At 43.8% G+C, this 23,669-nt stretch carries 20 protein-coding genes; all 20 read left to right on the top strand.

What is annotated here, in order from left to right; genetic code table 11:
* The first annotated feature begins 217 nt into the window (after positions 1-217).
* The 20 genes from J7E35_RS03810 to dapA all read left to right on the top strand — a co-directional run bounded on the left by J7E35_RS03810 (position 218) and on the right by dapA (position 23,611).
* Positions 218-4,543, top strand: coding sequence for a PolC-type DNA polymerase III (locus J7E35_RS03810; RefSeq protein WP_214777102.1), 4,326 nt, complete (start codon positions 218-220; stop codon positions 4,541-4,543).
* 213 nt (positions 4,544-4,756) lie between these two features.
* Positions 4,757-5,227 (top strand): ribosome maturation factor RimP, encoded by a 471-nt coding sequence (gene rimP / locus J7E35_RS03805; protein WP_214777100.1) that lies wholly within the window; start codon positions 4,757-4,759, stop codon positions 5,225-5,227.
* A 204-nt stretch (positions 5,228-5,431) separates the two neighbouring features.
* Complete coding sequence (nusA, locus tag J7E35_RS03800; protein ID WP_214777098.1) at positions 5,432-6,541, top strand: transcription termination factor NusA; 1,110 nt, start codon at positions 5,432-5,434, stop codon at positions 6,539-6,541.
* A 16-nt stretch (positions 6,542-6,557) separates the two neighbouring features.
* Positions 6,558-6,839: an RNase P modulator RnpM gene (gene rnpM, locus J7E35_RS03795; RefSeq protein WP_041967254.1), complete on the top strand. Its 282-nt coding sequence runs from the start codon at positions 6,558-6,560 to the stop codon at positions 6,837-6,839.
* On the top strand, positions 6,839-7,141 hold the full coding sequence (locus J7E35_RS03790) for a YlxQ family RNA-binding protein (RefSeq protein ID WP_214777096.1): 303 nt from the start codon (positions 6,839-6,841) through the stop codon (positions 7,139-7,141). The genes rnpM and J7E35_RS03790 overlap by 1 nt, the downstream gene beginning before the upstream one ends.
* Before the next feature lie 19 nt (positions 7,142-7,160).
* A complete protein-coding gene (infB, locus tag J7E35_RS03785; protein ID WP_214777094.1) occupies positions 7,161-9,461 on the top strand; it encodes a translation initiation factor IF-2 in 2,301 nt (766 codons plus the stop codon).
* Positions 9,461-9,742: a DUF503 domain-containing protein gene (locus J7E35_RS03780; protein WP_192470372.1), complete on the top strand. Its 282-nt coding sequence runs from the start codon at positions 9,461-9,463 to the stop codon at positions 9,740-9,742. The genes infB and J7E35_RS03780 overlap by 1 nt, the downstream gene beginning before the upstream one ends.
* Before the next feature lie 19 nt (positions 9,743-9,761).
* Positions 9,762-10,142: a 30S ribosome-binding factor RbfA gene (gene rbfA, locus J7E35_RS03775; RefSeq protein WP_214777092.1), complete on the top strand. Its 381-nt coding sequence runs from the start codon at positions 9,762-9,764 to the stop codon at positions 10,140-10,142.
* A gap of 315 nt (positions 10,143-10,457) precedes the next feature.
* Positions 10,458-11,375 carry a tRNA pseudouridine(55) synthase TruB gene (gene truB, locus J7E35_RS03770; RefSeq protein ID WP_214777090.1) on the top strand — a complete coding sequence of 306 codons (918 nt, stop codon included), beginning with the start codon at positions 10,458-10,460 and terminating at the stop codon, positions 11,373-11,375.
* Between the two features lie 96 nt (positions 11,376-11,471).
* Positions 11,472-12,425 carry a bifunctional riboflavin kinase/FAD synthetase gene (gene ribF, locus J7E35_RS03765; RefSeq protein ID WP_214777088.1) on the top strand — a complete coding sequence of 318 codons (954 nt, stop codon included), beginning with the start codon at positions 11,472-11,474 and terminating at the stop codon, positions 12,423-12,425.
* Positions 12,426-12,547: 122 nt separating this feature from the next.
* Positions 12,548-12,817: a 30S ribosomal protein S15 gene (gene rpsO, locus J7E35_RS03760; RefSeq protein WP_023614845.1), complete on the top strand. Its 270-nt coding sequence runs from the start codon at positions 12,548-12,550 to the stop codon at positions 12,815-12,817.
* A 302-nt stretch (positions 12,818-13,119) separates the two neighbouring features.
* A complete protein-coding gene (gene pnp, locus J7E35_RS03755) occupies positions 13,120-15,237 on the top strand; it encodes a polyribonucleotide nucleotidyltransferase (RefSeq protein ID WP_214777086.1) in 2,118 nt (705 codons plus the stop codon).
* 325 nt (positions 15,238-15,562) lie between these two features.
* Positions 15,563-16,528, top strand: a complete 966-nt coding sequence (locus J7E35_RS03750) for a polysaccharide deacetylase family protein (protein WP_214777084.1) — start codon at positions 15,563-15,565, stop codon at positions 16,526-16,528.
* An 84-nt stretch (positions 16,529-16,612) separates the two neighbouring features.
* The gene (locus J7E35_RS03745) at positions 16,613-17,845 is read left to right on the top strand and encodes a M16 family metallopeptidase (protein ID WP_214777082.1); all 1,233 of its coding nucleotides are present in this window, start codon (positions 16,613-16,615) and stop codon (positions 17,843-17,845) included.
* A 304-nt stretch (positions 17,846-18,149) separates the two neighbouring features.
* The gene (locus J7E35_RS03740) at positions 18,150-18,395 is read left to right on the top strand and encodes a YlmC/YmxH family sporulation protein (protein ID WP_167832858.1); all 246 of its coding nucleotides are present in this window, start codon (positions 18,150-18,152) and stop codon (positions 18,393-18,395) included.
* Positions 18,396-18,607: 212 nt separating this feature from the next.
* On the top strand, positions 18,608-19,510 hold the full coding sequence (gene dpaA / locus J7E35_RS03735) for a dipicolinic acid synthetase subunit A (protein ID WP_214777700.1): 903 nt from the start codon (positions 18,608-18,610) through the stop codon (positions 19,508-19,510).
* The gene (locus tag J7E35_RS03730; protein ID WP_214777080.1) at positions 19,507-20,103 is read left to right on the top strand and encodes a dipicolinate synthase subunit B; all 597 of its coding nucleotides are present in this window, start codon (positions 19,507-19,509) and stop codon (positions 20,101-20,103) included. Before dpaA ends, J7E35_RS03730 begins: the two co-directional genes overlap by 4 nt.
* A 246-nt stretch (positions 20,104-20,349) precedes the next feature.
* Complete coding sequence (gene asd / locus J7E35_RS03725; protein ID WP_214777078.1) at positions 20,350-21,399, top strand: aspartate-semialdehyde dehydrogenase; 1,050 nt, start codon at positions 20,350-20,352, stop codon at positions 21,397-21,399.
* Positions 21,400-21,440: 41 nt separating this feature from the next.
* Entirely contained in the window at positions 21,441-22,685 is a 1,245-nt protein-coding gene (gene dapG, locus J7E35_RS03720; RefSeq protein WP_214777076.1) for an aspartate kinase, read from the top strand.
* A 59-nt stretch (positions 22,686-22,744) separates the two neighbouring features.
* A complete protein-coding gene (dapA, locus tag J7E35_RS03715) occupies positions 22,745-23,611 on the top strand; it encodes a 4-hydroxy-tetrahydrodipicolinate synthase (protein WP_214777074.1) in 867 nt (288 codons plus the stop codon).
* The last annotated feature ends 58 nt before the right edge of the window (positions 23,612-23,669 follow it).

Below are 23,669 nucleotides of genomic sequence, written 5' to 3'. Positions count from 1 at the left end.
TATTTTGATATAACTGAGTTTGTGTACGGTATGGAAAAATTATATTTTTATTGAAGCATTGAAATGGTAATATCAAACACAGGTAACGGTACAGGCATTTTATGTTATAATAACCTTTGCTATTAAACAGGAATTCATGCAACCAGAGTTGTTTTTCAAACGGGCAATTCCGCCCGATAGATAGAATTTAAGCTTTTCAGATGGGAGAGAAATAACCATGGGTGATCTTTCTTCGGGAAAAAAAGAAAGGTTTCAGCTCCTGCTGCAGCAGCTGCAGCTAACAGAAGATGCAATTGTCACTCATTTTCAAAACGCTGAAATTGACAGGGTAGTGATTGAGAAACAGGCAAGGAAATGGCATTTCTTTTTCCAGTTTGAAAGAATCGTTCCTTGTCAGCTGTATAACACATTCATTGGCAAGCTGGAACAGACTTTCTCACATATTGCGAAAATATCATACTCGGTAAAAGTGCTTGAACAGGCAATCAGTGACAAGGAAATCCTGGATTACTGGAAGTCATGCATTAAAGAAATAGATGGCATCGCGCCTCCATTGTTAAAGCTCCTGAATGAGCAAGTTCCGCAAATCCAGGGAACAAAACTCATTTTAACAGCCAGGAATGAAGCCGAAGGACTTGCACTTAAGCGTAAATATGGGGGCACTATAGCCGAGATTTACCAGAGTTTTGGTTTTCCTTTACTTACGATTGATACGGTTGTAAGTAAAGATAGTTCTTCAGACGAATATGAAAAATTCATGAAGGCTAAAGAGAAAGAAGACCAGGAACGCGGTCTGATGGCGATGATCGAGATGCAGAAGAAGGAAGCTGAACAAGCCAAGGGAGATGGTGCGCCGCAGGAAGGCCCGGTTACCATTGGACTTACGATCAAGGATGATGCTGACTTCCGCAAGCTTGAAGACATCGTTGATGAAGAGCGCCGCGTAGCCGTCGAAGGCTATGTATTCTTTGCCGAAACAAAAGAGCTTCGCAGCGGCAGGACGCTTTTGACATTCAAAATTACGGACTATACAAGCTCCATCATGGTAAAAATGTTCTCACGCGATAAGGAAGACGCCGCCATTTACCAGCGCATTTCAAAAGGAATGTGGCTAAAGGTAAGGGGCAGCATCCAGAACGACACCTTTGTCCGCGATCTTGTTATGATTGGAAATGACGTGAATGAAATCAAACCTAAAGGAAGAATTGATTCTGCGCCAGAAGGCGAAAAAAGAGTCGAGCTTCATCTGCATACACCAATGAGCCAGATGGACGCGGTGTCATCTGTGAGTGCACTGGTTTCCCAGGCAGCAAAGTGGGGGCATAAAGCAGTGGCAATCACTGACCATGCAGTTGTGCAATCCTACCCGGAAGCTTTCGGGGCAGGAAAGAAAAATGATATCAAGATCCTGTACGGTGTGGAAATAAACCTTGTTGATGATGGTGTGCCAATCGCCTATAATGACGCACACAGATTGCTGGCAGACGATACGTATGTCGTTTTTGACGTCGAAACAACAGGTCTGTCAGCTGTATACGATACAATCATTGAACTTGCAGCTGTCAAAATCCGCGACGGAGAAATCATTGACCGGTTCGAATCATTCGCTAATCCTCATCACCGTTTATCGGCAACGACCATCAACTTGACAGGCATTACCGATGATATGGTCCGCAATGCGCCGGAAGTGAGTGAAGTACTGGAAAAGTTTAAGGAATGGACAGGTGACTGTGTTCTGGTTGCCCACAATGCTTCTTTCGATATGGGTTTCCTGAATGTCGGCTATAAAAAGATCGGCATGGGCAAAGCGCCGAATCCTGTTATCGATACACTGGAGCTTGGCCGCTTCCTGTATCCAGACATGAAAAATCATCGATTGAATACATTAGCGAAGAAATTCGATATTGAACTAACACAGCACCACCGTGCTATCTATGATGCAGAAGCGACAGGGTACCTGTTGGTGAAAATGTTAAAGGATGCAGCGGAAAAAGGACTGGAATACCACGATCAGCTGAATGACAATATGGGCCAGGGTAAAGCATTCCAGAGAGCGCGTCCTTATCATGCTACCTTGCTGGCTAAAAACGAAGTCGGTATGAAAAACATCTTCAAGCTTGTGTCTATTTCCCATATTGAATACTTTTACAGGGTGCCGCGAATCCCACGATCACTTTTAAATAAACATCGTGAAGGAATCCTGATTGGTTCTGGATGCGATAAGGGTGAAGTTTTTGAAGGCATGATGCAAAAAGGTCCGGAAGAGGTCGAAGAGGCAGCACAGTTCTATGACTATCTGGAAGTTCATCCAAAGGCTGTTTATGCTCACTTGCTTGAGCTGGAATTAGTACGGGACCAGAAGGCACTCGAGGATATCATTAACAATATCGTCAAGCTTGGCGAGAAGCTGGACTTGCCGGTAGTTGCTACAGGTAATGTCCACTACTTGAACGAGAATGATAAAATTTACCGCAAAATCCTGGTCAACTCCCAGGGAGGAGCAAACCCTCTTAATCGTCATGAGCTTCCTGATGTGCATTTCAGGACAACGAATGAAATGCTCGATGCCTTTAAGTTTCTGGGAGAAGAAAAGGCGAAAGAAATTGTTGTAGAAAACTCTAACAAGGTTGCTGACATGATTGATGTCATCAAGCCAATCAAAGATGATCTCTATACGCCGAAAATCGAAGGCGCAGATGAAGAAATGCGCAGTATGAGTTACGGAATGGCCCGCGACATCTATGGGGATGACCTTCCTGAAATCGTTGAGGCTCGCCTTGAAAAAGAATTGAAAAGTATCATAGACAATGGTTTTGCCGTTATCTATTTGATTTCTCATAAACTTGTTAAAAAGTCACTGGATGATGGCTATCTAGTAGGTTCACGTGGATCGGTAGGGTCTTCTTTCGTAGCGACGATGACGGAAATCACTGAGGTTAATCCGCTGCCGCCGCACTATGTATGTCCAAAGTGCAAAAAATCGGAGTTCTTCAATGATGGATCAGTCGGTTCAGGTTTTGACCTACCGGACAAGGACTGCCCGGATTGCGGCATTAAATATAAAAAAGACGGACATGACATACCGTTTGAAACCTTCCTTGGTTTCAAAGGGGACAAGGTACCCGATATCGATTTGAACTTTTCGGGTGAATACCAGCCGCGTGCCCATAATTACACAAAAGTGCTGTTTGGTGAGGATTATGTTTACCGCGCGGGAACAATCGGAACTGTAGCGGATAAGACGGCCTATGGTTATGTAAAAGGATACCAGGGCGACAATAATCTCCAGCTGCGCGGTGCGGAAATTGACCGTCTTGCATCCGGCTGTACTGGTGTAAAGCGGACGACTGGCCAGCACCCGGGCGGAATCATCGTAGTTCCTGATTACATGGATATTTTTGATTTTTCGCCAATCCAATTCCCTGCAGACAGCAGCACGTCCGAATGGAAAACAACCCACTTTGATTTCCATTCGATTCACGATAACTTGTTGAAGCTGGATATTCTGGGGCACGATGACCCGACAGTGATCAGGATGCTTCAGGACTTAAGTGGAATCGACCCTAAGACAATTCCGACCGATGACCCTGAAGTCATGAAGATTTTCAGCGGAACAGAATCGCTGGGTGTGACTGAGGAACAAATAATGTCCAAGACCGGCTCACTCGGGATTCCGGAATTCGGAACCAGATTTGTTCGCCAGATGCTTGAGGACACAAAGCCGACGACATTCTCTGAACTCGTACAGATTTCAGGTCTTTCCCACGGTACAGATGTATGGCTTGGAAATGCCCAGGAATTGATCCATAACAATATTTGTAACCTCAGCGAAGTAATCGGCTGCCGTGATGATATCATGGTTTACCTGATTTACCAGGGACTGGAGCCGGCATTTGCGTTTAAGATCATGGAATCTGTTCGTAAAGGTAAAGGCTTGACGGATGAAATGGAAGAAGAAATGCGCAAGAATAAAGTTCCTGAATGGTACATCGATTCGTGCAAAAAGATCAAGTATATGTTCCCAAAAGCTCACGCCGCTGCTTACGTTTTGATGGCCGTAAGGATCGCGTACTTCAAAGTTCACCATCCGCTCATGTATTATGCAGCATACTTCACAGTCAGGGCAGATGACTTTGATGTCGATGCAATGGTCCGCGGTTCCGAGAGCATCCGGGCGGTGATTGAAGAAATCAGCGCCAAGGGGCTTGACGCTTCGACAAAAGAGAAAAATTTGATGACCGTAATGGAACTCGCGCTTGAGATGTGTGAGCGTGGATTTGGATTTGCAAAGGTTGATCTGTACAAATCGAGTGCGTCAGAGTTCATTATCGAAGGCGATAGGCTTATACCGCCATTCAATGCGATACCTGGACTCGGAACGAATGCAGCGATTAATATCGTCAAAGCACGTGAAGAAGGAGAATTCCTCTCCAAGGAAGACCTGCAGCAGCGAGGGAAAATCTCCAAGACGATTCTGGAATACCTCGACAATCATGGCTGTCTTGAGGGCATGCCTGACCAAAACCAATTGTCGTTATTCTAATTGTTATCATCTTAGCCTTCTGGAGAGGAATGCTATAACTGCCGTTTGTTTGCAATAAATATCTGGTTATGTTATATTTTTATTGGAAATACTAAGGATATCTCTGGCAGATGAGAGTGGGGAAACCCGCTCTTTCTTGTTTGTTAGGCACTTTTACGGGGATAAAAACCAAATAGTGATTAAGTAATGAGGTTGCGTCAAAGGAGGGATTTTATGAGCAAGGTTACCGAAGTTGTGGAAGAGCTAGTAACTCCCATCTTAAATGAAAACGAACTAGAATTGGTAGACATCGAATATGTCAAAGAAGGAAAGAACTGGTTCCTGCGCGTATACATTGATAAGGACAATGGAATTGATATCGAAGAATGCGGCATCGTCAGTGAGCGCCTTAGCGAAAAGCTCGATGCCATTGATCCAATCCCGCATAACTACTTTTTGGAAGTCTCCTCACCAGGTGCAGAACGTCCGCTTAAAAAGGAAAAGGATTATCAGAAAGCAATCGGCAAGAATGTCTTCATTAAAACCTATGAACCAATTGATGGGGAAAAGGCTTTTGAAGGAGTGTTGACTGATTTCAATGGGGAAACCATCACTGTTGAAGTGAAGATCAAAACTCGCACGAAGACACTCGTCATCCCATTCGATAAGATTGCCAGCGCGAGACTCGCTGTCACTTTTTCATAATCTGTCCAGAAATTATCTTAAGTTAATTAATTAAAGGATCGTTTCGAACCTATTGTTTTTTAGGCAAAAGTTCATAATGCTTAAACGTGTGCATCCTGTACAGGAAGATGATAACGTTTTTGAGGTGTGAACTGGCGGGCAAAGGGCGGAGTTTCGAAAAGAGCCTTACTAAGCAGGGTAGTAAAAAAGGGGGATTTATATCTCATGAGCAGCGAATTGTTGGATGCTCTTACGATTCTTGAAAAAGAAAAAGGAATTTCCAGGGACATCTTAATTGATGCGATCGAGGCAGCGCTTATTTCTGCATACCGCCGCAACTTTAACCAGGCACAAAACGTACGTATTGATTTGAACCTTGGCAATGGTTCAATGCGTGTTTTTGCAAGGAAGGAAGTTGTCGATGAAGTGTTCGATCCACGTCTGGAGATCTCATTGGAAGATGCACAAAAAATCAATCCGAATTACGTGGTTGAAGATGTCGTTGAACTTGAAGTAACACCAAAGGATTTCGGAAGGATTGCTGCGCAGACTGCCAAGCAAGTAGTTACTCAGCGTGTCCGTGAAGCAGAAAGAGGAATCATCTATTCTGAGTTCATCGATCGTGAAGAAGATATCATGACAGGTATTGTCCAGCGCCAGGATCCTAAGTTCATCTATGTAAGTCTTGGGAAAATCGAGGCCATCCTGCCAGCGAATGAACAGATGCCGAACGAACACTATAAGCCTCACGACCGCATCAAAGTATTTATCACCAAGGTTGAAAAAACCACTAAAGGTCCACAAATCTTCGTTTCCAGAACCCACCCGGGGCTGTTAAAGAGACTATTCGAGATTGAAGTTCCTGAAATCTATGATGGAACAGTTGAAATTAAGTCAGTTGCGCGTGAAGCAGGCGACCGTTCAAAGATTTCTGTTCACTCAGACAATCAAGAAGTGGATCCAGTTGGTTCATGTGTCGGACCTCGTGGAACTCGTGTCCAGGCTGTCGTCAATGAGCTTAAGGGTGAAAAAATCGATATTGTTAAATGGTCTGAAGACCCAGTCGTATTTGTGGCCAATGCATTGAGCCCATCAAAGGTTCTTGATGTCATTGTCAACGAAGAAGAAAAAGCGACTACCGTTATCGTTCCTGATTATCAGTTGTCACTTGCAATCGGAAAGCGCGGGCAAAATGCGCGTCTTGCTGCTAAATTGACTGGTTGGAAAATTGACATCAAAGCAGAAACCGATGCTAGGGAGTCCGGGATTTATCCTCGTGACAATGAGCCGCTGTTGACTGCTGATAACGACTTTGAAGATGAAGACATCGATTAATGAGAGGTGAATGATTGTGAACAGCCGTAAAAAGGTTCCTATGCGAAAGTGTGTCGCAACCGGTGAAATGAGACCGAAAAAAGAACTAGTTCGCATCGTTCGCTCAAAGGAAGGCGAAGTATCCATCGATCTGACTGGCAAGAAATCAGGCCGTGGTGCCTATCTTTCTAAAGAAAAAGAAGCAGTGCAATTAGCAAAGAAAAGGAATATATTGTCCAAACAGCTTGAAACTCAAGTGGACGATGCAATATACGATGAGCTGAATGATCTCATCGAAAAGGAGAGCAGACTATCCTGATGAACTCAAATCAATGGATGTCATTGCTTGGCTTAGCCAATCGAGCACGGAAAATTATTTCAGGGGAAGAGCTTTCCGTCAAAGAAATCAGAAGCGGGAAGGCGAAGCTCATTTTGCTTTCTGCGGATGCATCCGCAAATACTACAAAAAAGATTACCGACAAGTGCAAATCCTATAATGTGCCTTACAAATTGGTCCCGGACCGGTTCCTGCTTGGCCAGGCGATCGGCAAGGAAGCACGTGTTGTAGTAGCCCTGTTGGACGAGGGTTTTGCAAAAAAACTGTTGACGTTGCTCGATTAATTCTAGCGGGGGTGAAGATATGAGTAAAACACGCGTTTATGAATATGCAAAGAAGCATAATTTATCGAGTAAAGACGTGATTATAAAATTAAAAGAAATGAACATCGAGGTTTCTAACCATATGACTGCAATGGAAGATGAAACTGTGAAGAAGCTTGACGCTGTCTATAATAAAAGAGAAGAGAAGCCACAAGCACAGTCAAAGCCGCAGCAGCAAAGCCAGCAGAAGGCTTCACAAGGACAGAAACAAGCCCAGAACCGCAATCAAGGCCAAAAGCCTAATCAGGGTCAGAATCGCAATCAATCCCAAAACCAGCAAAAAAACAACCAGGGACAGCCAAAAGCCCAGCTGAAGACAACAGCCAGTGCTTTTTCAGACGATGAGCGCCGCGCAACAACTCCGGAAAAGGTGAAAAGTTCAGCTGCTGCTAAAAAGCCTGGTAACACGCAGCCTTTCAATAAAAATAACAAAAACAAACCAAACAATAAGAACAGAAACCAGCAGAACCAGAATAAAGGCCGACAGAACCAGCAGCAAGCTCCACAACAGCCGAAGAAGGTTAAAGAGCTTCCGTCAAAAATCACTTTCAGTGAGTCCCTAACAGTAGCTGAACTAGCCAAGAAGCTTAACCGTGAGCCATCAGAGCTTATCAAGAAGCTATTTATGCTTGGTGTCATGGCAACTATTAACCAGGACCTTGATAAGGATGCAATTGAACTGATTGCTACAGATTACGGTGTTGAAGTGGAAGAGGAAATCAAGATTGATGCAACTGACCTTGAAGTCTACTTCACAGAAGATGAGGAAGCATCATTGGTTGAAAGACCGTCCGTTGTTACAATCATGGGTCACGTTGACCATGGTAAAACAACCTTGCTTGATTCCATCCGCAACACGAAAGTGACTGCAGGGGAAGCCGGCGGCATCACTCAGCATATCGGTGCTTACCAGGTTGAAGAAAACGGCAAAAAAATCACATTCCTTGATACACCTGGTCACGCAGCGTTCACGACAATGCGTGCTCGTGGTGCAAAGATTACCGATATCACTATCCTTGTTGTAGCTGCTGATGATGGTGTCAAGCCGCAGACTGTTGAAGCCTTGAACCATGCAAAAGCTGCTGAGGTACCGATCATTGTTGCGGTAAACAAAATGGATAAACCGACTGCCAACCCTGATCGCGTTATGCAGGAATTGACAGAGTATGGACTAGTACCGGAAGCATGGGGCGGCGACACAATCTTTGTTCCGATTTCCGCACTTACTGGCGAGGGCATCGACAGCTTGCTTGAAATGATTCTTCTTGTTGGTGAAGTGGAAGAATACAAAGCAAACCCAAACAGAAACGCAATCGGTACTGTTATCGAGGCACAGCTTGATAAAGGACGAGGATCTGTTGCCACATTGCTTGTACAAAACGGTACACTGAAAATTGGTGACCCGATCGTCGTCGGAAACACATTCGGCCGTGTCCGTGCGATGGTAAATGATTTGGGACGCCGCGTAAAAGAAGCTGGCCCATCAGCACCGGTTGAAATTACTGGTCTTAACGATGTCCCTCAAGCAGGCGATCGTTTTGTAGTATTCGAAGATGAAAAGACTGCCCGCCAGGTTGGAGAAATCCGTTCGCAGCAGGCTGTACAGGCACAAAGAAGCGAAAAAGCGCGCGTGAGCCTCGATACATTGTTTGAACATATGAAACAAGGGGAAATGAAAGACCTAAATCTAATTATTAAAGCCGACGTCCAAGGTTCAGTTGAAGCACTTGCAGCAGCATTGCAGAAACTGGATGTGGAAGGTGTTAATGTAAGAATCATTCACACTGGTGTTGGTGCGATCAATGAGTCTGACATCACACTTGCAGCAGCATCAAACGGTATCGTCATCGGTTTCAACGTACGTCCTGACAATAATGCGAAACGCGCTGCGGAATCAGAGAGCGTCGATATCCGACTGCACCGCATTATTTACAAAGTGATTGAAGAAATCGAATCAGCGATGAAGGGCATGCTGGATCCGGTTTATGCCGAAAAGGTAATCGGCCAGGCTGAAGTCCGCCAGACCTTCAAGGTATCAAAAATCGGCACGATTGCCGGTTCATATGTAACTGATGGTAAAATCACTCGTGACAGCGGTGTTCGTTTGATCCGTGACGGAGTCGTCATCTTTGAAGGCGAAGTCGATGCACTGAAGCGCTTCAAAGACGATGCGAAGGAAGTTGCACAAGGCTATGAGTGCGGTATTACCATTAAAAACTTCAAGGACGTAAAAGAAGGCGATGTTATTGAAGCATATATCATGGAAGAAGTGGAACGTTAATGGTAGTAGGCTTAGCAGCCTGTGAATGCATCATCTATGATGCTCATTCTCTTAAGGAAAAGAGGGCTGTCCTCCAGCGGATCATCACAAGGCTGAAGCAAAAGTTCAATGTATCTGTATCTGAAGTGGACCATCACGATGTTTGGCAGCGGACAACAATTGCAGTTGCAGCCGTATCAGCATCGAAGGTTTCAACTGAAAGAGAGCTGCAGAATGCCTTGAAAATGATTGATTCTTTTCCAGAGATCGAACGTACCATCACCGAAATAGAATGGCTTTGATAGAACGAGGTGATTGAAAATGGGTCATAGAGTAAATCGTGTTGGCGAACAAATGAAAAAAGAACTGGGCGATATTATCAGCCGTAAAATCAAGGATCCGCGAGTTGGTTTCGTGACAGTAACGGATGTCCAGGTTACAGGGGATCTTCAGCAGGCAAAAGTGTATATTTCTGTTTTGGGTGATGAACAACAACGAGAAGATACACTTAAAGGGTTAGCTAAGGCAAAAGGTTTTATCAGGACTGAAATTGGCCAGCGAATCCGCCTGAGAAAGACACCTGAACTGATCTTTGAATTTGATGAAACGATGGCTTATGGTAATCGCATCAATTCACTGATCCATGAGCTGCAGAGGGAAGAGCAGCCAGAAGAAGATGGGCAAGAAAAGGATAATGATTAAACGGTTCGCCGTAGATCTTGATATGAAAAATGGATAGACACTTTTGTCTATCCATTTTTTTCGATAAGTGTCATAAAACTAATAATACATGGCTGTTTTAGTAAGGCTGTTTTCGTAAAGATTGTCGTTAAAATTCTGAAGCCGATTTTAATGTAATATAAGCTATTTTGCAGGTTGGTATTAATTTTGCATGCTCTTTTCTCACAAAAGAGTCAACTTTTCGAAAAAAATAGGTCATTCAATCCTATTTTGTAGCCAATAGCAACAAAGTGTGAGAAAAAAGCCTAATACATAAAAGAATCGAGGAAAAAGAAAATGGAAGGGATTCTGCCTCTTTTTAAACCAGCGGGTATGACTTCGCATGATTGTGTGTTTAAACTCAGGAAATTGTTAAGAACGAAGAAGGTCGGGCATACGGGCACTCTTGATCCTGATGTAACTGGAGTACTGCCTATATGTGTTGGCAAGGCGACAAAAATTGCCGAATACATTACTGACGCCGGAAAAGCCTATGAGGGGGAAGTCACCCTGGGCTTCACGACAACTACAGAAGATGCATCAGGTGAGAAGGTGGAGGAAAAAGCAGTGGACAGGACAATTACAAGGACAGAGATCGAAGAAGTCCTCCAATCACTGACAGGCGAAATTGCACAGACTCCCCCTATGTATTCAGCGGTAAAAGTTAATGGAAAAAAACTATATGAATACGCGAGACAAGGAATTGAAGTTGAAAGGCCAACCAGGAAGGTCACCATTTATGGGATAGAGCTGCTTGATGGCAGAGATTCATTTGAAGGTGAACAGATTAGTTTCAAATTCCGAGTTTCCTGCAGTAAGGGGACATACATTCGGACATTGGCAGTGACCATTGGTGAAAAACTAGGATATCCTGCCCATATGTCTTCCCTTGTAAGAATTCAATCCGCTGACTTCACTATTGAGGACTGTTATACGTTTGAACAGCTCGAGGAATTGGCTGAAGAAGGCAATCTGGCGGCTTCCCTGCACCCATTGGAAGCTGGTATTTCTTATTTGCCGAAATATCGCATTAATGATAAAGTAGCAGAGAAAGTGAAAAATGGAGCACTGCTTCCTATCCCGGAGGAATATGCAGGGGATAGCGGTCCCATTATAGTAGAAACAGAAGACGGAAAAGCGCTCGCCATCTATAGAGCACATCCAACAAAAATAGGGATGATGAAACCTGATAAAGTTTTGAGAAATGATCAATAGATCATCACTGTATAATTTGTTTATTTTACAAATTAGCGATGTGAACTCTAAAGTCTTGATTAAAGAGCAGCTGGGTCAGAAAAGGTGAGTAATATCGTGGAAATGATTAAACTAAACCATCCTCATGAATATAATAAAGAAGATTTTCCTCCAATGGCCATGGCCCTCGGCTATTTCGACGGAGTTCATCTAGGCCACCAGCAGGTTATCGAGGAAGCAAAAAAAGAGGCAGAAGCGAAAGGGCTGAAAAGTGCGGTCATGACATTTGACCCTCACCCCTCTGTTGTTCTTGGCAAAAGTGTTCAGCACATGGAATATATCACCCCATTAAATGATAAAGCTCGAACTATCGAAGCAATGGGAGTGGACTACTTATTTGTTGTTCATTTCACAACCGAATTCTCAAGTCTTTTGCCCCAGGAATTTATCGATCAATATATCATTGGTTTGAATGTACACCATGTCGTTGCAGGATTCGACTATTCATACGGAAAAATGGGAAAAGGAAATATGGAGACGATCCAGTTCCATTCAAGAGGCAAGTTCGATTTCACTGTGGTATCCAAGCTGTCTACAAGAGAACAAGAAAAGGTCAGTTCTACCTTGATCCGGACGTTTTTACGTGACGGCAAGGTGGATAAGATGCCGGGCTTGCTAGGGAGATTTTATACCACAGGGGGTACAGTTATCCATGGAGATCGCCGAGGGCGTACGATCGGTTTCCCGACAGCAAATGTAAGCATAGATGAGCAGTACATTCTCCCTCCTACTGGAGTATACGCTGTTAAGATTCATGTAGAGGGAGAATGGCATGAAGGTGTCTGCAATGTTGGTTATAAACCAACATTCCACATGGAAAAAAAGGACAAACCTACTGTCGAAGTCCATATTTTCAATTTCAATAAAGAGATTTACGGGGAATCCGCAGCGATAGAGTGGCATCTGCGCCTCAGAAGTGAACGGAAATTCGAGGGAATCCAGCAGCTTATTGCCCAAATCGAAAAAGATAAGCAAGAAGCCATTCTATACTTTGAAAAAAACAAGGGTTAGACTTGCTTTTTGTCGTAAAAAGATGTATTCTTATTAACGTATCAAAAAAGAACCTTTGCTTGGCAAGTCGAGTCACCGACGCTTGCTAGGTAACAGGGGATTATTAAATGGAGGTGAAACGGATGGCAATCACAAAAGAACGTAAAAACGAACTGATCAACGAATTCAAGACTCACGAAAGTGATACTGGATCTCCAGAAGTTCAAATCGCTGTCCTTACTGCAGAAATCAATACATTGAACGATCACTTGCGCGTTCACAAGAAGGACCACCACTCACGTCGCGGTCTTTTGAAAATGGTAGGTAAGCGTCGTAATCTTTTGACTTACCTTCGTAACAAGGACGTTGCTCGCTACCGCGAGTTAATCAACAAGCTTGGTCTACGTAGATAGTCTGTAAAAGCGGGATTATTCCCGCTTTTTTATTAGGCAAATTTTTTGCAGGTACATAACGATTGATTGATATGAAGCGCTCCTTTTTGGAGCATAATATAACATAAAAGATTTCTAAAAATGACAGCCATTCAACATGCTTTGTTGTACAAGCCTTTGTAAATCAGGCTGGATTGGCTGGTTCATGGTTTTATCATTCATTATAAAGGTATATTTGTTATAAGACATGCGTTTGTGGTGTTTTAAAATAAATGCCCAGGCAAGGCCTGGGTGTATTTAGTGGTAGAGAGGGGCTAAAAAGCATGGAACAAGAAAAACAAAGTTTTTCCTTCGACTGGGCAGGGCGCAAGCTTACAGTTGAAATTGGACAGCTTGCAAAGCAAGCGAGTGGTGCAGTCCTTGTCCGTTACGGTGATACGGCTGTATTAAGTACAGCGACAGCATCAAAAGAACCGAAGAATTTAGATTTCTTCCCTTTGACAGTCAATTATGAGGAAAGACTATATGCTGTCGGAAAAATTCCAGGCGGCTTCATTAAACGTGAAGGACGTCCAAGTGAAAAGGCGATCCTTGCGAGCCGATTAATTGACCGTCCGATCCGTCCATTATTCCCGGATGGATTCCGCAACGATGTCCAGGTAATCAGCATTGTCATGAGTGTTGACCAGGACTGTTCATCAGAAATGGCTGCTATGTTTGGATCATCTTTAGCACTTTCCGTTTCCGATATCCCATTTGGAGGACCAATCGCTGGTGTCACTGTGGGAAGAATTGAAGGGAAGTTTGTAATCAATCCATCTGTTGAAGAAACAGAAAAGAGTGATATGCATCTGGTTGTTGCAGGTACAATGGATGCAATCAACATGGTTGAAGCAGGTGCGGAAGAGGTTCCTGAAGAGGTCATGCTTGAAGCAATCATGTTTGGACATGATGAAATCAAGCGTTTGATAGCCTTCCAACAGGAAATCGTCGCACAGGTTGGAAAAGAAAAAAGAGAAATTAAACTTTTTGAATTAGATAAAGAACTTGAAGCTGAAGTTCGCGGAATTTGTGAGCAGGATATGGTTTCGGCAATCCAGGTACAGGAAAAGCATGCTCGTGAAGATGCGATCAAAGAAGTGAAAAATGCCGTCATCGCCCGCTATGAAGAGCAGGAAGCGGATGAAGACAAACTTAAGCAAGTGAAACAAATCCTTGATAAAATCGTCAAAGGTGAAGTTCGCCGCTTGATTACGGAAGAAAAAGTCCGTCCAGACGGCCGTGGAGTCGATGAAATCCGACCGCTTTCTTCTGAGGTAGGCTTGCTTCCTAGAACACATGGTTCTGGATTGTTCACAAGGGGACAAACACAGGCACTAAGCATTTGTACACTTGGCGCAATGGGTGATGTGCAGATTCTTGACGGTCTTGGAATCGAAGAAGAAAAACGATTCATGCACCATTATAATTTCCCATTATTCTCTGTTGGTGAAACAGGTCCGATTCGTGGGCCGGGTCGACGTGAAATTGGTCACGGTGCACTTGGTGAAAGAGCCCTTGAACCTGTGATCCCGAATGAGAAAGACTTCCCATACACTGTCCGGCTTGTATCCGAGGTGCTTGAATCAAATGGTTCTACTTCTCAGGCGAGTATTTGTGCTAGTACATTGGCTCTTATGGATGCAGGGGTGCCAATTAAAGCACCGGTTGCTGGTATTGCAATGGGTCTGATCAAATCAGGAGAACACTATTCTATTCTTTCTGATATCCAGGGTATGGAAGACCACCTTGGTGACATGGACTTCAAAGTAGCTGGAACTGCAAAAGGTGTTACAGCCCTGCAGATGGATATCAAGATCGAAGGATTATCCCGTGAGATTCTTGAAGAAGCTTTACAACAGGCGAAAAAAGGGCGTATGCATATTCTTGATTCCATGCTGGCGACCATTAAAGAACCACGTGAACAGCTTTCAAAATATGCACCAAAAATCATCACGATGTGGATCAAACCTGATAAAATCCGTGACGTCATTGGGCCAAGCGGAAAACAAATCAATAAAATCATTGAAGAAACTGGCGTAAAAATCGATATCGAACAAGATGGTACGGTATTTATTGGCTCAGTAGATGAAGAGATGATCCAAAGAGCAAAGAAAATTATCGAAGACATTGTCCGTGAAGTCGAAGTTGGAGAAATGTACCTCGGAAAAGTCCGCCGCATTGAAAAATTTGGTGCGTTCGTTGAAATCTTCCCTGGTAAAGATGGCTTGGTCCATATCTCCGAGCTTGCTGAAGAGCGAGTAGGTAAGGTAGAAGATGTCCTGAAGCTGGGAGATGAACTACTGGTCAAGGTAACTGAAATCGACAAACAAGGCAGAGTCAATCTTTCACGCAAGGCAGTATTGAAAGAACAGCGTGAAAAAGCAGAAAAACAATCATAAAAAAGAAATGCGGAAGCGTCTCGAGGGGCTAGGCGCTGGAGCTGGACACTGATCACAGTACAAGATTTCTTATAAATCATTCAAAGGCCGGGGTGCATTCCCGGCCTTTTTAATGTTTTTTCACTGTGCCACCATCTTAACACCCACAAAGACCATCCCCAGCAGGTTTCACACAAGATAATAGCCAAGATCCTTTCTTTTCTTGTTCGTTCACTGTTGTCTTTCGTTCTACCTTGTCCTTCTGTTTCATAAAGTAAAATAAGGCCCAATTTGTATAGTATCAAACATATTTTCGAGGGCCTTAACAGTAGAGGAGGCAAATTAAATGCGAAAGTTTGTATTAATTTCTGTTTTATTGATTGCTGCGTGGATCACGGTGAATAATCCATTCTCCCATACATATGTTTCAGGACTTAAAACCGGGGCACTTGAAGTGGCTGGCAATAAGAATTCGTTAATGTCAGAAATTGAATCGAAAGCAAAAGAATATGAAGTCGAACCATCCGATGCCAGAAAAGATCCTGTCTGGAAGGTAGTTCCTGGCTACAATGGGCTTAAAGTAGATATCAAAAAGTCTTTTGCCAAGATGGAGAAGGAAGGCGAATTCGATCCGGAAAAGCTAGTCTTCAAGCAGGTTCGGCCTCAAGTCCATCTAAATGATTTGCCGCCGACGGCCATCTATAAAGGGCATCCTGAAAAGCCGATGGTAAGCTTTATTATTAATGTAGCATGGGGAAATGAGTACTTAACAGGGATGCTTGCGACATTAAAGAAGCATAATGTGACTGCAAGTTTTTTTCTTGAAGGCAGATGGGTAAAGAATAATCCAGGCATTGCGAAAATGATTGCTGATGCAGGTCATGAGATAGGAAATCATTCATTTACACACCCAAACATGAAGCAGCTTTCTGCAGCGAAAATCAATGAAGAGATCCGCAGGACAAATGAGGTTATTGAAGCAGTAACTGGTGTGAAAAGTAAGTGGTTTGCTCCTCCAAGTGGGTACTACAAGGATGAAGTGGTTGAAATTGCTGCCGCACATAATTTAAGGACCGTCATGTGGAGCGTAGATACGATCGATTGGCAGAAGCCCTCTCCAGATAAATTGATCAACAGGGTAATGGGGAAGGTTCATAATGGCGCAATGATTCTAATGCATCCAACAGAGTCGACGGCTGCTTCGCTCGATCAATTGATCACTCAAATAAAAGCCAAAGATTTACAAATTGGGACAGTTTCCAGTTTATTAAGTGAAAACCGGATAGTAACCACAAAAAAAATGAAAGAATAGCATTGTATTTGGAAAAAGTAAGTTAAATGGACTATACTAAGTAAATGCAATAGTTTTAGCAGCTGGTTCCAGAGGAGGAATATAATGATAAAGAAATATACATGCCAAAATGGTGTAAGAATTGTACTAGAACAAATCCCAACTGTCCGTTCGGTGGCAATCGGAGTATGGATCGGAACAGGCTCCCGTAATGAAAACCCAGAGAACAATGGAATTTCCCATTTTCTTGAGCATATGTTCTTCAAAGGCACTAAAACAAGGACTGCAAGAGAAATCGCAGAGTCCTTTGACAGCATTGGCGGCCAGGTGAATGCATTCACTTCCAAGGAATATACATGCTATTACGCGAAGGTATTAGATAATCATGCTCCATACGCACTAGAAGTTTTAGCTGATATGTTCTTTAATTCTACTTTTGATTCCGAGGAATTGAATAAAGAGAAGAATGTTGTGAACGAAGAAATCAAGATGTACGAAGATACACCTGATGATATCGTCCACGATTTGCTTAGCCAGGCAGTTTACGGAGATCATCCGCTTGCGTATCCAATCCTTGGAACGGAGGAAACGCTTCAAAGTTTTACCGGAGAAAAGCTGGAGCAGTATATGCATGATACTTACAGACCGGAAAATGTAGTCATATCCATTGCCGGGAACGTTCCGGAATCTTTCATTAAAAACGCAGAAGATTTCTTTGGCTCATATGAAGCAAGCAAGGAAAAGGTGGATAATGAGAAACCTGAATTCCATGCAACACATGCTTCCAGGAAAAAGGAAACTGAACAAGCACACCTTTGCCTGGGTTTTGAAGGCTTGCAGATCGGCCACTCTGACGTCTATAGCCTGATCGTCTTGAACAATGTACTGGGGGGCAGCATGAGCAGCAGGCTGTTCCAGGAAGTACGTGAACAGCGCGGCCTAGCTTACTCTGTGTTTTCCTATCATTCGGCGTACCAGGATAGCGGTATGGTGACAATTTATGGCGGGACGGGAGCAAATCAGCTGAACGTTTTATATGAAACAATCCAGGACACTCTTGCGAAGCTGCGTGCAGAAGGAATTACGGAAAAAGAACTCAACAACAGCAAAGAACAGCTCAAAGGCAGCCTGATGTTGAGTCTTGAAAGCACAAACAGCCGTATGAGCAGGAATGGAAAAAATGAACTTCTGCTTGGAAGACATCGCTCCCTTGATGAAATAGTCGAACAAATCGATCAAGTGACCAAGGATAGTGTCGATGGAATGGCCAATAGGATCTTCACGGATAAATATTCTGTTTCCTTGATCAGTCCAAATGGCGAACTGCCAAATTTATAATATCTTCCCAAAAACAGCAGTTTCCATGTGAAACTGCTGTTTTTATTTAAAGATACATTTAGCCATTCCAGTTACAGCGGGAAGGCAGAAAGAGGAGCATGTTCGTGACAGGTTTAGTCTCTGCACAAGAAAAGCTGTCAAGAAAACGAAGGAATCATGACAGGTTTGAGTCATTCATCTGAAAGCTGTCAAAATAACCAGCGATTCTGATAACAATTCCCCCTTTTTTCAAGGATATGTATTCTAAAAAACCTCCTGGATTGATACATATAGAGTAAGGACAAAGTGACAGGGGGTGCCAGACATGAAATTAAGTGAACTTGGCGGGAAAGAAATCGTCGATGCGAAAAGGGCAGAAAGATTGGGCGTGCTCGGACAGACTGATCTGGAAATTAATGAACGTTCTGGACAAATAGAAGCATTGATCATTCCATCTTTAAAATGGTTCGGTCTCCGCAAACAATCCGGAGAGGTTCGGGTTCCATGGAAGCATATAAAGAAAATAGGTACCGACATGATTATCATTGACATTCCTGATGACGAAGAGTAAAAGCGGGCGTAAAGCCGGCTTTATTTTTTATGACTGTGTAATTTTAAAACAAAGATAATCTTAGACAAAGATTTCTGCGCTGGCCATAGGGCCGGCGCTTTTCTTTTATGGAAAGCTCACCTATTGCAAGTTTGATACATATGATGTTGAAGTAGTTCAATTTGAATGAAATATATATTCCAGGATTAATGGAAAAGAAGGTGATTGTTCTCATGCTGACAGGAATGCAAATCGCAGTTATCGGCGGTGATGCGAGACAGCTGGAGATTATTCGCAAGCTGACAGAGCTTGATGCAAAGCTTTCTTTAATAGGCTTCGAGCAGTTGGACCATGCTTTTACAGGTGCCTCAAAAGAAAAGATAGATGAAGTTGATTTTTCCGTCCAGGACGCTTTAATCCTGCCTGTGCCAGGAACAAGTCTGGAGGGTCAGGTCGAAACGATTTTCTCGAATGAAAAAGTAGTCCTCAACAAAGAAATGCTTGAAAAGACACCAGAACATTGCACAGTTTATTCAGGCATCAGCAACACATATTTGACTGGTATCACAAAGCAGGCTAACAGGAAACTTATACAGCTGTTCGCTCGTGATGATGTAGCAATATACAACTCGATCCCGACTGTCGAAGGAACGATCATGATGGCGATCCAACATACAGATTTCACCATCCACGGCTCGGAGGTAGCCGTTCTTGGGTTGGGCAGAGTTGGTATGAGTGTGGCGAGGACCTTCCATGCCCTTGGTGCTAAGGTGAAGGTCGGAGCGAGGAAAAGTGAGCACATAGCAAGGATTACGGAAATGGGATTAGAACCATTCCTTTTATCTGAAATAGGCAAGGAAGTTACAGATATCGATATTTGCATCAATACGGTTCCTCATCAAATCGTTACAGCCTCTGTTATTTCAAGGATGCCAGCTCATACTCTGATCATTGACCTTGCATCCAAACCAGGTGGAACGGATTTTCGCTATGCGGAAAAGCGCGGAATCAAAGCACTTCTTGCACCGGGATTGCCGGGAATCGTTGCCCCGAAAACTGCAGGACAAATATTGGCGAACGTTCTTTCTCAGCTGCTTATGGAAGACTTTAATAACCGAAAGGAGAAAGAAGCATGAGTTTAAAAGGGAAAAAGATCGGATTTGGATTAACAGGCTCGCATTGTACGTATGATGCTGTGTTTCCTGAAATTGAAAAGTTGGTGAATGCAGGAGCTGAAGTTTTACCGGTTGTCACATTCACTGTTAAAAATACAGAAACACGTTTTGGCAAGGGAGAAGATTGGGTACAGCGGATTGAGGAACTTACCGGGAATAATGTGATAGACTCAATTGTGAAGGCCGAACCTCTTGGTCCCAAGATACCGCTTGATTGCATGGTCATTGCCCCGCTGACAGGCAACTCAATGAGCAAGTTTGCGAATGCAATGACAGATTCACCAGTCTTGATGGCTGCTAAAGCGACTTTGAGGAACCAGAAGCCCGTTGTCCTTGGCATATCCACGAACGATGCTTTGGGGTTAAATGGCGTTAACCTTATGAGACTAATGGCAACGAAGAACATTTATATGATTCCTTTTGGCCAGGATGATCCGGTCAAAAAGCCAAATTCGATGGTAGCGAGAATGGAGATGCTTTCCGAGACAATCATGGAGGCGATGAATGGCAAGCAGCTCCAGCCAGTGCTGGTCGAGCGTTATAAGGATAATTAATTCTGTAAGTTAGCCCCGAAGATAACGGGCAAAATTTTGCTCTAAATGCTCTAATTTCAACTGGAAACGCTTTTCTCCGGCAGTGAAGCAAAATGTTTCTTTTCTTAATGATTGATTATGATAAAATATAGGATAATATACTAGGCGGTTATTTCTATTGGACCGCCGTTTTACTTATGGTTCAAACAACCTCAGCAAACATGCGGGGATATAAAAACGATAATGGTAGTGGAAGGGGAAACAGCAATGTCAGAGAGAAAAGGTTACCGTATAGCAGTAGTGGGAGCAACAGGAGCAGTAGGTCAGCAGATGATCCAAACGCTCGAAAGTAGGGACTTCCCTGTATCAGAGCTTTTATTGCTTTCATCATCAAGGTCAGCTGGTATAAAGGTTCAATATAAAGGAAAAGAGATAACAGTACAGGAAGCGAAGCCAGAAAGCTTCGAAGGTGTGGATATCGCTCTGTTCAGCGCTGGAGGAAGTGTTTCAAAGGAGCTGGCACCGGAAGCAGTTAAACGCGGCGCAATCGTTGTTGATAACACAAGTGCATTCCGTATGGATGAGAATACTCCGCTTGTCGTGCCCGAAGTTAATGAGGAAGATTTGCATTCTCACAATGGTATTATCGCTAATCCGAACTGCTCTACGATCCAGATGGTTGTAGCATTAGAGCCATTACGTAAGAAATTCGGCCTGGATAAGATTATCGTATCGACGTACCAGGCGGTATCAGGTGCAGGGGCAGCAGCAGTTGAGGAACTAGAGGAACAGACTCAGGCAATCTTGAACGGTGAAGAATATGAACCAAAGATTCTCCCGGTTAAGTCAGCGGAAAAGCACTACCAGATTGCGTTCAATGCTATTCCGCAAATCGATACATTCGTAGATAACGGATTCACATATGAAGAAATGAAAATGATCAATGAAACTAAAAAGATCATGCATATGCCTGGGCTGCAGGTTGCTGCAACATGCGTGCGGCTCCCGGTTGGAACTGGTCATTCAGAGTCAGTATATATTGAAATTGGCCAGGATGGCGTTTCCGCAGCTGAAGTAAAGGAACTTTTGGCAGATGCACCAGGAGTTGTCCTTCAGGATGATCCTGATCAGCAGCTGTATCCAATGCCTGCATTCTGTGTTGGCAAAAATGATGTTTTTGTGGGCAGAATCAGGAAGGACCTGGACAATGAAAAGGGCTTCCATATGTGGGTCGTTTCTGACAATCTGTTAAAAGGTGCTGCATGGAACTCAGTCCAGATTGCTGAAAGTCTTGTGAAGCTTGGATTGGTAAAGTAGAAGATAATTGTATTAAATGACAGAACTACTGAGGTGTTACGATGAAAATAATCGTTCAAAAATTTGGCGGTACATCTGTCCGGGACGAACAAAGCCGCAGCCAGGCGATGGGCCATGTTAAAAAGGCGATCGCTGATGGGTATAAAGCGGTTGTGGTAGTCTCTGCGATGGGAAGGAAGGGAGACCCGTACGCAACTGATACCCTCCTCAGTCTGCTAGGAGGAAGTGACAGCAAAATCAGCAAGCGTGAGCATGATCTCCTGCTGTCATGCGGAGAAACGATTTCCAGTATCGTTTTTACCAATATGCTGCTTGAGAACGGCATAAGTGCGACGGCCCTTACAGGTGCACAGGCAGGATTCAGGACAAATAGCGAGCATACGAACGCGAGAATCCTTGATATGAAATGCGACCGATTGTTGAGGGAACTTGATCAGTTCGACGTTGTCGTCGTGGCTGGCTTCCAGGGTGCAGCAAAAAATGGAGACGTGACAACAATCGGCAGGGGCGGCAGTGATACATCTGCTGCAGCGCTTGGTGCAGCGTTAAACGCTGAATGGATTGACATATTTACCGATGTCGAGGGAATCATGACTGCTGACCCAAGGATTGCAGAAAACGCAAGGCCTCTTTCCGTGGTCACTTATACTGAAGTTTGCAATATGGCTTACCAGGGAGCAAAGGTAATCCACCCTCGTGCAGTAGAAATTGCCATGCAGGCAAAAGTTCCGATTCGAATCAGGTCCACCTATTCGGAAGGTCTCGGTACGCTGGTTACTGCGCTTAATCGTGAGAATAAAGGGACAGACATCAAGGAACGGCCTGTGACAGGAATTGCGCATGTTTCAAATGTAAGCCAAATCAAGGTATTTGCTAAAAAAGACCAATACAATTTGCAATCTGAAGTTTTCAAGGCGATGGCAAATGAAAACATAAGCGTTGATTTTATCAATATTTCTCCAAATGGAGTGGTTTACACAGTCTTGGATGAGATGACGGACCGGGCGGTAAAGGTATTGGAGGGGCTGGGGCACACCCCGCAAATTGAGAGACATTGCGCAAAGGTCTCCGTAGTCGGAGCTGGAATGGCAGGAGTCCCAGGGGTAACTTCGAAAATCGTTACAGCTTTATCAGAAAAGGGCATTCGCATCCTTCAGTCCGCTGACAGCCATACAACCATTTGGGTATTAGTTAAACAAGAGGATTTAGGAAAGGCAGTAAATGCATTGCATGATGCCTTTCAGCTCGAAGAGGAAACAGCAGATTTCGAGCGTCATGATATATAAAAAGATTTTGCTTCCCAGTCTCGGCTGCCGGAAGCCTTTCAGAAGAGGAGTGAACAGGAATGGTTCAATTCGGAAGAGTATCCACAGCAATGGTGACCCCATTTGATCATAAAGGTCACATTGATTTCGCTAAAACGACCCAGCTAGTAAACCATTTGATTGATAACGGAACAGATTCGCTTGTTGTTGCAGGAACAACTGGTGAATCCCCGACTCTATCTAAAGAAGAGAAAATCGCATTATTCCGGCATGTCGTGAAGGTTGCAGACAAGAGGGTTCCAGTAATTGCAGGAACAGGCAGCAATAACACATATGCGACCATCGAACTGACAAAAAAAGCGGAAGAGATTGGTGTAGACGCGATTATGATCGTAGCACCTTACTACAATAAGCCGAACCAGGAAGGATTATACCAGCACTTTAAAGCTGCAGCAGCAGCTACATCCCTCCCTGTAATGGTTTATAATATTCCAGGCAGGTCAGTAGTCAACATCCTGCCTGAAACGGTGATCAAATTGGCTGAAATCCCGAACATTGTAGCAGTAAAGGAAGCGAGCGGCGACCTCAATGCTATGACTAAAATCATCGCAAATACACCAGAGGATTTCCTTTTATATAGCGGGGATGACGGATTGACTCTCCCTGTCCTTGCCATCGGAGGTACTGGAATTGTATCTGTAGCTTCACATGTGATTGGAAATGAGATGCAAGCAATGGTCGATGCTTTCTTCAGCGGAAGAAATGCGGACGCAGCAAAATTGCACCAGCGCCTGCTCCCAATCATGCAAGGACTCTTCGCCGCACCAAGTCCGGCACCTGTTAAAACGGCATTGCAGCTGAAAGGGCTAGATGTCGGTTCCGTTCGTTTGCCAATGGTACCATTGACAGAACAAGAAAGAACAGCAGTAGCGAAATTATTTGAATAGAAGAAAAGGCCAGCCTCATGTAATGAAGGTTGGCCTTATTTTATATGAAAGTAAAAAC

It is taken from the genome of Bacillus sp. ISL-45 (genome assembly GCF_018613195.1).
Taxonomy (GTDB): Bacteria; Bacillota; Bacilli; order Bacillales; family Cytobacillaceae; genus Mesobacillus.
Note: the sequence above shows the minus strand (reverse complement) of the source record. Positions and strands in the feature narration are given on the sequence as shown.